Below are 14,179 nucleotides of genomic sequence, written 5' to 3' on the forward strand. Positions count from 1 at the left end.
ATCGTTCACGATCTTCCTGTAGGCGCATGCGGAAGATTGGCGCTCAGCTCGAGTTGTGGAGCCGGGTAGACAGCGGCATTGAATGGAACTCGCAGCCCCTCGGCGGTGGCTCATTCGAGCGGCCTGAATCGATCGCATTGAATCTGTCTGATATGGTTCGCGCTGGGACAGATTGGAGTCGGACGACCATGACGAGAAAGATCACAGTGATTTGTGTTGACGATCATCCTGTTCTCCGAATGGGCATCGCGGCAATCATAGCCGGTGAGCAAGACATCGAGTTGGTGGCGGAAGCAGCGAGCGCGCAAGACGCCATCGAACTCTTCCGCATCCATCGCCCAGATGTCACTTTGATGGATCTGCAGATGCCTGGCATGAACGGCATCGAAGCGATGCTTGAGATACGCGAGGAGTTCCCGCAAGCCCGTTTCATTGTGCTCACGACCTACCAGGGTGATGCGCAGGCGCTGCGCGCGCTGAAGGCCGGCGCGTCCGGCTACCTTCTGAAGAGCATGCTCCGGAAGGAGCTAATGAATGCCATCCGCACGGTGCATGCCGGACGCCGCTGCATTCCGCCCGAGATCGCCGCGGAGCTGGCTGAGCATGTGACCGACGATGCGCTCAGTGATCGAGAGACGGAAGTTCTTCGCAGGGTGGCGATGGGCACCCCAAACAAGATCATAGCCGTTCACCTTAATGTCTCGGAGGCGACTGTAAAGGGACATATGAAAAGTATTCTCTCCAAGCTGGGGGCAAACGACAGGACCCATGCTGTGACGATCGCGATGAAACGGGGCTTCATCGATGGATAGTTCCGTACATCAAAGCAATTCAAATAATTCGCTCACCGCTGGTTTTCGTAAAGTGCGCCTTCGATGGCGGACCGGAACGATCTCTGAGGTCTATCTTGTAAGGTCGCTAACTGGAGTCTTAACGCTAACTACCATCGCGCACGCCCAGGTTCTACAGGACTACCATCACACCTGGTTGATCAACGAGAGTGGCGCTAGCACGGTCTAGGCCGTACAGCAGGCTCCCAGCGCATTCCTCTGGGTGAAAAGGTCAATCGGCGTCTATAGATTTGAGGACATACACTTTGAATCGATTGACCAAGTTACCAATCGAGGGGTACACAATTCGACATTGCCACTGTGTTTCCATCTCCTTCAGGCTTCCTTTGGCTCACCACGCGAAGCCAGGGCTGCTGCTGTGGAAAGAGTTCGCAAGTGTAAATTGCGACCTCGGGTTTTCCTCGATCAGGTGGCTTTTCCGCCACTCAAGAGTCTTTGAATTCGCCGCCGAAGTGAATGTTCTCGATTATGTGGCAATCCAATCCACTCAGGTATCCATAGATCCACCTCGGTACCGGCGCCGGACTGGCTCCATATCTTTAGTTCGGCGCGAATGTACTCGGCCCGCTCGCGCATGCCCTTGAGCCCCCAGTGCCCGATTCGCCCGCTCTCAAGAATCTTCGTATCGATACCTCGGCCGTCGTCCCGGACGATCATCCGCACGCCCGAATGGGAGTAGGTAATCTCGGCCTCAATGGTTGCCGCGGCCGCATGGGTAAATGCGTTGACCAATGCCTCCCGCATAATGAGATACGCCTCATCGTGTACGATCGCGTCAAGCTCTTGTGGTTTGCCGAGTACGGAGAATCGGAACTCTGCCGGATGACTCAGTGCCAATTGCTCACCGCACCGGGCAAGGCGTTCGGACAATTCTCCACTGTGGATGTTCTCTTGACGGAGTCCCTGCACGCTTTGCCGACCTTCCAGCAATACCTCATCCGCGGAATCCAGCACCTTTTCCATAACCCGATGTGCTGTGTGATCGCGGGGAATGCTGGCCATCACGGCTTGAAACTGCAGGATCAATCCCTGAAACCCCTGAAGTAAAGTATCGTGCAAGTCACGTGCGATTCGATTGCGCTCGCTCAACCGCTCCGCCAGACGGATATTGTATTGCTCTTGGATCTGATGGACCCGGAAGCGATAGACGCCCCATAAGACCAGGCAGATCGCAGTTCCGTTCGCGCTTCTGAACCACCACGTCTCCCAGAACGCAGGCAATATTTCAATATGAAGTGCGATTCCGGGGTCGGACCAGACCCCTCGGCTGGTTGCGCCCTGAACTCGAAATGTATAGTCGCCCTTCGGCAGCGTCGTGTAACTCGCGATCCTCTGATCGCTTCCCACTTCGTGCCACTCGCTGTCCAGTCCGTCCAATCTGTACCGGTATCGGTTTGTTGTGGTGTTGAAGTAGCTCAGCGCAGAGAACTCGATCGAGAAGCCATTTTGCCTATGTGAAAGCTGAACCGTATTTGAATAGGCAATCGACTGCTTCAGAGGAGAATCTTGCCCAATCGGAACCGAAACTCCTGCAAGCTGAAAGTCGGTCAGCACAGTTGTTGGAACGTACGAGGAGTCTTCGATCCGATCGGGAAAAAACGCAGTTGCTCCGCTGAATCCGCCAAAAAACATCTCGCCCTGCGGACTCTGAAAGCATGTGGACCAGCCCGTAAAGTCAGATCCGGGTAGGCCGTCCGCGACCGAGAAGTTTACGAACCGCTGCGTCCTCGGATCGAATCGCGACAACCCGTTGTTGGTCCCCATCCATAAATCGCCTCGCTGATCCTCCAGAATGCAACTCACCACGTTGCCGGCCAGCCCATCTCTTTCATAAAAACTGTGGGCCTTTCCGGTTTCAATATCGAATTTGTCCAGTCCGTTTTGAGTACCCAGCCAAAGCGTCCCGGTCCGGTCAAATGTGACAGAATTCACTCGGAGGTCGCTCACGCTCTGGGGATCGTCAGGGTTGTGTTGGTAGACATTGAATTGACCGGTCTTCGGATCGAAGCGATGCAGGCCGGTTTGAGCCCCCAGCCAAAGCATCCCTTTTCGGTCCTCTGCGATTGCCGAGTATTTGACGCTCGATTGTGCGTCCGGAGTGAACGTGACGAAGGTATCTTTTGCCTTGTCCAGTCGGCTGACGCCTCCATAGGTGCCCGCCCACAGGGTCCCTTCACGGTCAAACATTAGTCGCATAATCGGATTGTTGTTGAGATTGTTCGCGTCGGGACGGCTCAAATATGGCCTCAGTTGACCTGTCTCTCGATCGATGATCTCGACTCCCCGATGATAGGTCCCTGCCAATAAGTCTCCCGAGTGATCCTCAACGATCGAAAGGATTTCGTTTCCCACGCCGACTCCTATAGGAACTGTATTCGTGCCTGCGCGTCGGTCGATGCGGTTGAGACCGCCCATCGAGCCAATCCAGAGGATGCCGTACCGATCCTCATAAATCGTTGTTACTAAGGGATTGACGAGGCTGCCTCGCTTCTGGGTGAAGCCCTCGAACTGCGGTGCTCTTTCACTAAAGAAGTCTGGCTCCATTTCCTGAAAACAAGTCCATATATCACCCTCCCGATCTTCAAATATGGAAATCACATTTTCTGACCCGATACTCTCACTATCCGAAGGTTGGCTTCGATAGCGGACGATCTGCCTCCGCGCCCTGTCCAGCTTCAGCAAGCCTGAGCCCAGAGAAGAAAACCAGATCGTACCGTCCCGCGATTCGAGTATGTTAACGATGTGGATCGGTGTCCGGACTCCATCTTGATCCCGATAGACCGCATGACATACTAGCCTGTTACTTCTGCGGTCCAGCGTCGCCAGCGTGCAGGAGTCTGAGGGGGTTGTGACCCAAAACTCCCCAAGCTTGTCCTCGTGAAATTCCCAAATGCCAGCCGAATCGGCGATGTGCCGAACCACCTTGCCAGTCTTGCGATCCATCTCGTCTAGCCCGCCGCCGTCCGCGACCCAGAGGTGCCCAGAACGATCCTCTCCGGTAGAATTCACATCGTTGTGCGAGATCGTGGCGTCGTTTCCGGATTCATGGACGAAGTGCGTAATCTTTCCGCTCGCTGGGTCAAGCCGGTAAAGGCCTCTGGAAGTCGAAAGCCAGAGCATCCCATCGCGATCCTCGCTGATCTGCGTTACCGGTGTGGGTACCCCACCCTGAACTTGCGGTTCGATAATGAAGTGCGAAAAGGTTTCGTTTACAGGATCGAAGCGGTCAAGAGATTGATCGCATCCCACCCACAGAGTTCCCGAATGATCGACAAATAGGCTGCGGATGTACACCCCACTGAGACTGTCGTTTCGTCCTGGCTCATGCTTGAAGACGCGGAACTTGTAGCCGTCGAAACGATCCAGACCGTACTGGGTCCCGAACCACAAAAATCCCAGACCGTCCTGTACAACTGAAGAAACCCGAGTTTGCGACATGCCGGTACTGGCGGGCAGCCGCCTGAAGCGAATGTCGTGGCCAATCACAACTCCAAAATCGCGCGGGAGAGAGCCGATCTGCTGCTGACTTTGATTGACGCCAGCATTCTTTGGAGAATTCCCGGCTTCTGCCTGAGCCCCGAAAACGGCACAGCAAACAAACAACACCGTACTTAGGGCAGGATAGAGTTTTGGCAGTGACCACGGTGGTCCATCGAACGATTTGAAAGACCGCCATAGACACTTCATCGCATGAACCCGCTTCACGGTTGCTGATTGCAGATATACCGCATTCGCAGTGCTCCAAGCGACAAGGAAATTTGACCTTGCCTCGACGTCGTCCAACTTCCGGCCTCCCGCCCTTCGATTAGCTCGCTGAGGGATAGGTTTGCAGAGGAAGGTCCGAAACAGCCTTCGCAAGAGAGATTAGTCAAACCTACTTTGGAGAATGGCGATGAGGCTCGCGCGGGTTTTCTCACGAATGTGCAAAGTCTGTTATCGATGTTCCCGACGGGCTTCCGGGCATCGCGCTCCTGCTTCTGCGAGTTGTCGTCGTAGCCCCCTTCCTTCATGTTGGAGCAGCGTTGGAGGCTTGTAGCTTCGCCTTGGACACTCGTCCTCGATGACTCCAACCAGCCGATCTGTGCATCGGCCCCTTCACCCCATATTCCGATCCACCGATGCTTCCACCTAATGGGTATTCAATAAACAATGGTTCTCCTTGTAAGTCCCTGTATTGTGATTTGGGCTGTGGCCGCCTTACGTAACACTGTCGGCACGATCCCTTGCTCCTCTCCTATTCCTTGAAGGGGTGTAAGAAAGGCAAGTGCCGCGGCGGATACGCCAGACGCTATGAGGTGCCTTCGCGAAATCCTCGATCCACGATTGAATCGCATAAAGGTGTTCTCTGAACCGCGAGGATTGCAACCTGGCTAGTGTTCCAACCATGCTCGAGACCTTGTCATTCGACAGCTGCAATCACCGAGGGAATGAACGAGGCCACAAGATCCTGTTGTTTCACCTTGCCCTGAGCCACATCGTTTGAGCCGCCCGCGTGAATGAAGTCGACATCCGATATGCCGATGAAACCCAGGATCATCTTGAGATAGGAGGTCTCTCGGTCCCACGATTCCATAAAGGCCCCCGCCGTATACACCCCTCCGCTGGCGATGATTACCGTACACGTCTTTCCCTTAAGCAGACCTTCATAACTTGCACTGAAGGTTAGGTTGAATCGGACGATATGATCGATATAGGCCTTCAGGATTGCAGGCGTTGAAAAGTTGTACATCGGCGTCGCGATGAGGATGTAGTCGGCCGCAAAAAGCTCGGCAATCAGTTCGTTTGAGATGGAAATCGCTTCAGCCACCGCTGGAGAGTGATCCTCCACCGGTGTATATGCACCGGCGATCCAGGGCAGGTCAACGAATGGCAACTCCGTTTGGAACAAGTCGCGCTCGATCACCTCACCTTCCTTGTGCTTGTCCCTCCAAGCGGCTGTGAATTCCGCGGCAAGAGCGCGGGATATCGAATATTCCCCGCGCGGGCTGGCAAGAATCGTAAGTAACTTCGGCATGTGAACCTCCTATGGCTCATCAGTGAGGGTGAGTGTTCCGGTGGAAGTGATTAACCTCTTTGCTGGCGTGGAAAGGCGACTCTCTACAACCCCAGGCCGTCGACCCTGGATAATCGTCAGGGCGGTGACCAAGCGGCCAGCGCAGCTCGCGATCAGACTCGGAGATTGGTAATTCGTTGATGCTGGCGAATCGGGCGTACATCAGACCCTGTTCGTCAAACTCCCAATTTTCGCTTCCGCAGGCCCTGAACCAGTTACCGGAGTCGTCGTGATACTTATAAGCGAAGCGGACGGCGAGGTGTCCGTGCCGGCTTCGTCATAGAAGATGTCGACTTCATGGACGCGGATGGTTGGATAGTGAACGGGAACGGGAACGGATGGGGTGAGGTCGTTGCGCATGGGGACTGGCTCCTGGAGGATTGGGCAGGCCGAAGCTAACTTGCCTTGCCGACGACCTTAATCCCGTCAGAGCGCCCGTGGCTATAAGGTCTTTGTATTAGACCCCCTGACCTTTCCCTACTAGCCCAATGCTGGTCTATGACTCTTCCACACGTAAGCCTCGTTATAAGAGAAAGGCATGATAGCGAGACCGGGCCCGGAGAAGTAGCTTGTGTGTTGAGTCATAGTGCCAAGCTCAAGTGTCATAAACGGGAGGCGCAATGATCTGTACTCCACTGATCGCAGCAGGACCTACCGCGATATTTCGCACAGAACCGATTGGTGGACGGGCCTCATGTTCCAGATCACTCGATCGTGCCGCAAGGGAGCTGAGTGCGTTCGTTGCTGCAGTCAGCAGGCTCTATGGAGTCGCCGCAGCTGACCGCGCAGCAGATCATTGGCTCGAAGCATTCGGTGAGGTCGATAGTTGCCCTCTACCGGCGGACGAGAACGGCTGGCGCTCTATTACGATTCACGCCGCTATCCACCTATCCAAGGCGCCTTGCATGTACCGACATTACGAAATACTGAGAAAGGAAGACGATGATCGTGACTAGGACAAGCGACATCCTCGTTGTTGACGATAGTCCCCTGCTTCGGAGCGTTTTGCTTGAGATGCTTCGGGAATGCGGCTTCTCTGTTCGCACGGCCTCAGACGGTTTCACCGCACTAGCTACGATGCGAGATCGCCTGCCCGACGTTCTGCTGTCGGACCTCCAAATGCCAGGCATGTCCGGATTCGAACTGTTGTCCATAGTGCGGCATCGCTTTCCGTCGGTGGCGGCTGTCGCGATGAGTGGAGCATATGCGGGTGCCGACATACCATCAGGCGTTGCGGCAGATGCTTTTTATCCAAAAGGCGCTTGTAGTTTCGATCGACTGATCGAGATCGTGACTTGCCTGACGGAGTGCGGCGATCTACGCCGGCCATCCGAGATGGTTACGGTACCTACGCCGATGATCTCGCACAACTCATCGAAGCACTTGATCGGAAGGACGCCATGTTGGTCGGACACTCGACCGGGGGCGGCGAGGTAACGCGCTACGTTGGCCGGTACGGGAGCAAGCGAGTCTCGAAGCTGGTGTTGGTCGGTGCAATCCCGCCATTGATGCTGAAGACGGATCAGAACCCAGGAGGACTTCCGATCTCGGTCTTCGATGGCCTTCGGCAGGGCGTCACTGCCTATAGATCCCAATTCTTGATAGACGTCAGCATCCCTTTCTATGGATATAACAAGCCTGGCGCCAGGGTCTCGGAGGGTGTGAAAGAAGCTTTCTGGCGGATTGGTATACAGTCTTCGATCATCGCAACCTATGAATTTATAGGAGCGTTCTCGGAGACCGACCTGCTCGAAGATTTGAAGAATATCGGCATTCCGACGCTCATCCTTCATGGCAATTCGGATTAGATTGTGCCCATCGAGGATTCGGCCCTGTTGAGTTCGAAGATCGTCAAGAACGCGACGCTGAAAGTCTATCCGGATGGTCCGCACGGCATGAGGGTAACGATGGCGGACCAGGTGAACGCCGACCTGCTGGCGTTTCTCCAATCGTAATGAAGCGGCTTCGAAGCGATTAGTCGACAGTAAGTAGGCTTCAGTCGGAGTTGCAGCGACCCACTAACCAACGGGAAAAATCTGGAGGAGTAGTCGATGGTACGCACATGGATATTCGAAGGTCTTTCATTGGCAGCGAAGCTCGACAGCTTCGGCATAGGACTCTTACGCGTCGCCTTGGTGATCGTCTTAGTCTGGATTGGCGGCCTGAAATTCGCAGACTATGAAGCAGACGGAATCGTACCCTTGGTCGCCAACAGTCCGGTGATGAGATTCTTGTATCGCCATCCCACCGAGTATCGATCCCACATGAACAGAGAGGGAGAACTGAAGCCACAGAATCGTGAATGGCATGTGCAGAATGGTACATATATCTTTTCGCATGGCTTGGGAATAGCCATCATCTTAATCGGATTGTTGATCGCTCTCTATCCCATAAGTCCAGGGATCTCTGCTGTCGGGAGTCTGTTGCTCATCCTTATGTCGTTCACGACGCTGTCGTTCCTTGTGACAACTCCAGAGGTGTGGGTGCCCGCCCTCGGAGATACTAACCACGGATTTCCCTACCTCTCAATAGCAGGCCGGCTCCTCATTAAGGACGCAATCATGATGGCAGCCGCAGTGGTCACGCTTGCCGACTCCGCCAAAGCCGCCTTGAATCGCTGAGGATTGCAATCGGTGGCCGGAGGGCAAAGTAACTCAGGATTACGAGGGATCAAAATGTCGTCTGCGCCATTATTGCAGAGCCCGCTCATCGCCGAGACACAGACCTTTCCGGTCCTCACGGATGCACAGATCGAACGTCTGCGTCCGTTCTCCGAGCAACGCAGGGTGGAGTGCGGGGACATCTTGTATCGTCCTGGTGAAGTCGGCGTATCTCTTTACATCCTTCTCACTGCTCATGTCGAAGTGGTTCAGCCAGATTTGAACGGTGAGCGCTACTTCGCAACGTTCAGCCCGGGTATGTTCACGGGCGAGTCCGCCATGATCGCGGAGCAGAAGATGATCGTCCTCGCCAGGGTCACCGAGGCAGGCGAGGTTCTGAAGATCAGACCTGAAGCGCTTCGAACCGTCGTTGCAAGGGACTCCGAATTGGCGGAGTTGTTTCTGCGAGCGTTTATGCTCCGGCGGCTATCGCTGATCCGGAAACAACTTGGCAATGCTGCGCTCATCGGCTCTCGCCATTCGGCAGACTCGATGCGGCTCCGGGAGTTCCTCGGGAGAAACGGTCACCCGTATAACTTCGTCGACCTCGATACCGACTCATCCGCTCAGGACCTGCTGGATCGCCTCGCCGTCAAGATCGAGGAAGTACCGATCGTCATCTGCAATGGGGAGACGGTGCTCCGCAATCCTTCCACGATGGAACTGGCAAAGTGCCTTGGCCTGAACCAGGGTATCGATCATAGTCTGCTGCGCGACTTGATCGTGGTAGGCGGCGGTCCGGCGGGTCTCGCTGCTGCTGTGTATGCGGCCTCCGAAGGTCTCGACGTGCTCATCGTTGAGCACCATGCGCCGGGAGGACAAGCGGGATCGAGCTCGAGAATCGAGAACTACCTCGGGTTTCCTACAGGCATCTCCGGGCAAGAACTCGCAGCAAATGCAAAGGTGCAAGCGCTAAAGTTTGGGGCAAAACTGGCAGTTGCGCATTCTGTCGTCGAATTTCGTTGCCGCCGGACACCCTTCGAATTAGTGCTGGACGACGGGAGCCTTCTATTTACCAGATCGGTCGTCATAGCCACCGGCGCCCGCTATAACAAGCCGGATGTGCCGGGGATCGATCGATTTGCAGGCAATGGTGTTCACTATGGAGCGACGTACCTGGAGGCCCAGCTTTGCGAGGGTGAGGATGTCGTGGTGGTTGGCGGAGGTAACTCCGCTGGGCAGGCAGCAGTGTTCCTCGCGCAGACGGCACGCAAGGTTTACATGCTGGTTCGCGGAGCCGACATGGCTTCGACGATGTCCCGATATCTCATTCAACGGATCTCAAATAACCCGGCCATCGAATTGCAATGCAACACGGAACTCACGGAGCTTGCTGGCAACAACCATCTTGAAGAAGTCTTATGGAGGGATAAGGTCACCCAGACTTTATCATGCGTCCAAGTGCATCACGTATTTGTCATGACGGGCGCTTCACCCAACACCGCGTGGCTTCAGGATTGCGTCGCCCTCGACGAGAAGGGCTTTGTTCTGACTGGCCCCGACTTGCCGCTAGAAATGAAATCAGACACCGGTCAGGCGTGGCCGCTCTCCCGTCCGCCGCAGAGACTGGAGAGCAGTCTTCCGGGAGTGTTCGTGGTCGGCGACGTCCGTGCCGGCAGCGTGAAGCGTGTGGCTTCGGCGGTGGGTGAAGGGGCTAACGCAGTCAGCCTCGTTCATAGGTTTCTGGCGGAGACCTAGACTCCCTAAGCTTCAACGGCGTTCATCCCTGCACCTTCGCAGGTGGCATGCTCAATTCGAGGGGCGGCCCACAGGGCCGCTCTCCTATGTGCGGAAAGGACAGCAGAGAACTGGGTATACAGCCACCATCACTGAACGAATGTAATGGAAAGCTGTGATAGTCACTGCCAAGCGATATTGATACCGACAAGCTCGACGGCAAGGTCACCGAAGACTTCTGGAAGCGGAAGATGGGCGACTGGTAGATGGAAGAACAGCAGGTAAGGATGGCCTTGGACGGGCTCACTCTCGCCGGAACGACCAATCGGGCACTGGATGCCGAGAAGGTGTTCGAACTTGCGGATCATGCTTATTATCTTTATCTTAGCCAAGATCCGACGGAAACAGCCAAACTGCTCAGAATGATGTGTTCGAACTTTTCCGTGGATGCGCTAAGTGTAACGCCTACATACAGATACCCATTCAACTGATCTTCCAAAAAGTCAAATGGAAGAATGGTCGGGACGACTAGATTCGAACTAGCGACCTCACCCACCCCAACGCAGGCCGCACGGGAATCTAGCCAACTACGACTGATTTTGCAGTGCATTAGGAAGCTGGTAGCAACCGATCGAAACCCATAGTGTTCCCAGACTGTTCCCACGAATGTTCCTTCGGACTGGCCTCGCATTGCAACCGCAGCGCGAACGGTGGCCAAGCCCACGAATTCAAATTTTCGTCAGCGACAGCCTGAAATGTTAGCCGGTATTTAGCTGTCGTGCGCCGTCCTGACGTCGGTTCTTAGAAAGCAGCAGGTCACGAGACGATTGCGATGGCTGGTCGCATATGTAGAGCCGGATCCGTGTCGGACACCTTATCCAGGTTTTGCGTCGGTTCCTCCATGGGTCTGGATCTCCAACCCAGCCACGTATTCGCGCACCGTTCGGTTGCGATAACCCATAATGAGCTTTAATCCTCACAAAGATGATCCCCAACAGCATGCTCAAACGATGGTGCCAAACGCCTCGGAGCGCCATACATATCTCATGAAATTGAGCTGATTCGTGCGGAGTCTTTCAACATCCAAGTAGGTTTTTCGTCAACTGAGAATACCCGGCGCGGATCGCTTCCGAGAACCAGATTTTCGAGGACCTCACGACTATGAGCCGGGTCTACAACACCCGGGGATTCAGCTCCTCCACAATAAAACGTCCCCATGTCTTGAGGACCGCCTTCGCAACGTTTCTGTATGACTTGGAAGGAATCGAATTGAGCGCCGGGGCGATGGCAGCTTCGAAGCCTTTTCCAGCGCCCGTTCTATCAAGCATCCAAGCCTCGCTTGCCAACCGAACCTTCGGGAGCCCCAAGGCCACCAACGCAATCTGCGCCCTCAGCCCCTTTTCTTCAATCTGGAGCAGGCTGGATCCCCGTTTCGTCAGCGCCGCATCGGGACCGTCGTTCTCGATCAGACCAAGAGCCCTTAAGTCATACAGTGGCTTTTCCAAATCTTTCGTCCTCAAAATTCTGCCAAGGTTTTTGAACCGAAGTAGCACCTCGTAGTCCTTCTCTGGACGCCACTGCGGAATAAACACTGCCGCGCCTGCAGGTCGCTTGGGGAGAAGCCGCAGCCGCCGACCAAAATCCACGCCAGCGTATCGGAACCAGGCGATGAAATAGCTGGCATATGTCCGCCATGTCTTGGCACGAAAACTGTATCTTTTAAATGCTAGGCTAAGGGCTTCGACAACATCCTCATGCGAAATTGTGTCTCCTTCAATCCGCGCCAGAGTTCGTGCCAATATATGCTCCTGGAGTCTGCCTCGCATAAACGCCTTGAAATCATCTTCGCTTTGAATCGTTGGTCGGATGGTATACCGGTCCTCATCCTGGGCCTTGGTGACCGCACCCAAGTACCGGAGCTCGCGGAGACGATTCAGCGCCGTCCCCTCACTGAGCCCCGGCGAGCCGGCAAGGATCTCATCGAGGCTGGCGGTTCTTCGCCCGAGAAGAAACTTCAGGGTCTTAACGCATGGCGTCGGGAACTGCCTTAACAAAAAGCTCTCCCCAATCGGGCGAATCTTCCCCTCCACGAGATAGTCACGAAAAATGTCCCAGTAGACGTTGTATTTTGTTCCGGACTTGACGATTAGACGCCGGTTCAGTTGAAGCTGCTGGATAACTTGTTCGCTTACTTTTTCGTCAATCTCAGCAGCGTCGAAGGGGTCGCCCTCATATCCTCGCTTCGCGATGTATCTAAGAGCGCGAATCTCATCGGGCGATAGTATTTCTTCGTCTTCCTTCATCAATTCATCGACGTTTAGGTTTTGATCCACCAGTTCGTCGGGGCGAATTCCTTTACGCAGCTGATGGTAGCAGTGAATTGATAAACGCTTGATCAGCCATGGAAATCCTTGGGAGCTTTCGCTCAGTTTCCTGCGCAGGTCAAATGGGACAGCGTGGCCGCTTTCGTCCTCGAGCTGCCGGAGAACCAAATTGATTTCGGAGTCTAACATTGCGTCAACCCCGAAGGGCTCAGCCAAGTCGCGAGCTTGCTGCCATAGGCTATACGCCGGGTTGTCAATTGGGACGTTAATCTCAGATTTCCAGCTAAACCCAACAATCAAGTTCCCGGACTCGGCGTTAACGTCCAACATGAATTTATGGAACGCCTGAAACAGGTCCGCCTTGCGAAACATGTCCTCAAACTGATCGAAAACGAGAACTAGGACCTTGCGGTTTTCTGAAAGCCAATCGAGAAGAGCCCGTGCCTCAGGGGAGGCAAGAACATCGTAGTTAGACGCGACATTCGCACGACTAAATTGGGGCGGGACGAACCCACTTTTTGCCGCAGAGGCCACCATCTTCGCAAATGCCATGCCCACAAAAGCACCGGTATTGGCGGACCGCGAATCAACTGCCATGACATGGAGCCAGTGCTTGTTTCGTTTGTTCCGACTGCGTGCCCTTAGTTCCGCTATCAACGAGCTCTTGCCCCAACCAGATTTGCTTTCGATAAAGAAAACCCTTCTAGCTGAAGTTGATTCGAGGGGTGTGTGCAGAAAAGAGTAAAGATGGTGTCTTACGTCTTTTCTGCCGATAAAAAACTTCGAGCCGACTGGCCGATAGTCGTCCCACTGCTCAGCCTCCTGTATCTCAGCGACAGCATCGAGGGGGGCTGCAAAAGTTTTTGCTATTTCGACGGATTGCTCCTCTACTTTGTCGAGCCCTCGTACGTCATCGAGGTCCGCGATGAATCTCGCTGCGTCGGCTGACAGTTCGCCACCGGATGCTGGAGTCACATGGTAATGCGTAGGAACCACTGTGTCGGAGAGAATCGTAATCCAGAAACGACCCAAATACGAGTACAGCAGGATCAGCTTTGTCGGCGTCATTCCGGCGGGTGCAGCATGAGAGGGGGCGGGGCCGACCAGTCGCGCGTGCTGGAGAAGCTCGCAGACTTTGTCGGGTCCCCAGAATATCAGATTCTTGTGTTTTATCGTCGGAACAAGGCCGGCAGCCTGGTGCTGAAGTTCGGTTGTGTGGACGAAAAATCCGTACTTGGCATGCTTTGCCACAAGCACATTGAATGAGAAATTCTTGATATCGCCCGAATCAATGCTCGTGCGCGCCTTGCATTCAACAAGCGCCGTATCAGCTGGCCGATCCAAGTGCTCGCATAGAAGGTCAATTTCGCTTCCGGTGAAATTGACTCTTTGGACCACTTTATAGCGTTGGGTCTCCATCACAGAACGCAACAGGTTTTCGAAGAAGTCGCCTTTGGACTGTTGAGTTGCGGAAGGATCCGGAATTATCTGTACCTGCTTGATCATCTATCCTCTCAGGTGGCTTCTCGACGCAGCATGGCAGAAGACGCATGAGGCTGCTAGGCAACACACGTTGATAATGAACTGGCTAAGCGCAGACAGGTCCATCCAAGC

General features: G+C 54.5%; 10 protein-coding genes and 2 pseudogenes. 6 read left to right on the top strand and 6 right to left on the bottom strand.

Features of this window, described 5'->3' with window-relative positions; all coding sequences use genetic code 11:
- Positions 1-188: 188 nt before the first annotated feature.
- Complete coding sequence (locus OHL18_RS06415; protein ID WP_263373993.1) at positions 189-812, top strand: response regulator; 624 nt, start codon at positions 189-191, stop codon at positions 810-812.
- Positions 813-1,256: 444 nt separating this feature from the next.
- On the opposite strand, the gene OHL18_RS06420 is transcribed toward OHL18_RS06415, so the two are convergent.
- From OHL18_RS06420 to OHL18_RS06435, 4 genes and pseudogenes are all read right to left on the bottom strand, one after another.
- Complete coding sequence (locus tag OHL18_RS06420; RefSeq protein ID WP_263373994.1) at positions 1,257-4,634, bottom strand: sensor histidine kinase; 3,378 nt, start codon at positions 4,632-4,634, stop codon at positions 1,257-1,259.
- Positions 4,635-5,250: 616 nt separating this feature from the next.
- A complete protein-coding gene (locus OHL18_RS06425; RefSeq protein ID WP_263373995.1) occupies positions 5,251-5,865 on the bottom strand; it encodes an FMN-dependent NADH-azoreductase in 615 nt (204 codons plus the stop codon).
- Between the two features lie 19 nt (positions 5,866-5,884).
- Positions 5,885-6,106, bottom strand: a pseudogene (locus OHL18_RS06430) (DUF1348 family protein); the annotation flags it as partial.
- Positions 6,067-6,264, bottom strand: a complete 198-nt coding sequence (locus tag OHL18_RS06435; RefSeq protein WP_263373996.1) for a hypothetical protein — start codon at positions 6,262-6,264, stop codon at positions 6,067-6,069. The gene OHL18_RS06435 and the pseudogene OHL18_RS06430, both read right to left, overlap by 40 nt.
- A gap of 582 nt (positions 6,265-6,846) precedes the next feature.
- Between OHL18_RS06435 and OHL18_RS23245 the strand changes: the two are divergent.
- From OHL18_RS23245 to OHL18_RS06455, 5 genes and pseudogenes are all read left to right on the top strand, one after another.
- Positions 6,847-7,134, top strand: a pseudogene (locus tag OHL18_RS23245) (response regulator); the annotation flags it as partial.
- Positions 7,135-7,199: 65 nt separating this feature from the next.
- Positions 7,200-7,712: an alpha/beta fold hydrolase gene (locus tag OHL18_RS06440; RefSeq protein WP_263373997.1), complete on the top strand. Its 513-nt coding sequence runs from the start codon at positions 7,200-7,202 to the stop codon at positions 7,710-7,712.
- Between the two features lie 3 nt (positions 7,713-7,715).
- A complete protein-coding gene (locus OHL18_RS06445) occupies positions 7,716-7,859 on the top strand; it encodes a hypothetical protein (protein WP_263373998.1) in 144 nt (47 codons plus the stop codon).
- 96 nt (positions 7,860-7,955) lie between these two features.
- Positions 7,956-8,525 carry a YkgB family protein gene (locus tag OHL18_RS06450; RefSeq protein WP_263373999.1) on the top strand — a complete coding sequence of 190 codons (570 nt, stop codon included), beginning with the start codon at positions 7,956-7,958 and terminating at the stop codon, positions 8,523-8,525.
- A 54-nt stretch (positions 8,526-8,579) separates the two neighbouring features.
- Complete coding sequence (locus tag OHL18_RS06455; protein WP_263374000.1) at positions 8,580-10,262, top strand: FAD-dependent oxidoreductase; 1,683 nt, start codon at positions 8,580-8,582, stop codon at positions 10,260-10,262.
- 161 nt (positions 10,263-10,423) lie between these two features.
- Here OHL18_RS06455 and OHL18_RS06460 read toward each other — a convergent pair whose 3' ends face one another.
- Positions 10,424-10,609: a hypothetical protein gene (locus tag OHL18_RS06460; protein ID WP_263374001.1), complete on the bottom strand. Its 186-nt coding sequence runs from the start codon at positions 10,607-10,609 to the stop codon at positions 10,424-10,426.
- A gap of 804 nt (positions 10,610-11,413) precedes the next feature.
- Complete coding sequence (locus OHL18_RS06465) at positions 11,414-14,071, bottom strand: nSTAND1 domain-containing NTPase (protein ID WP_263374002.1); 2,658 nt, start codon at positions 14,069-14,071, stop codon at positions 11,414-11,416.
- Between the last annotated feature and the right edge of the window lie 108 nt (positions 14,072-14,179).

Origin of the sequence: Granulicella aggregans (assembly GCF_025685565.1) — a bacterium.
GTDB classification, from domain to species: domain Bacteria; phylum Acidobacteriota; class Terriglobia; order Terriglobales; family Acidobacteriaceae; genus Edaphobacter; species Edaphobacter aggregans_B.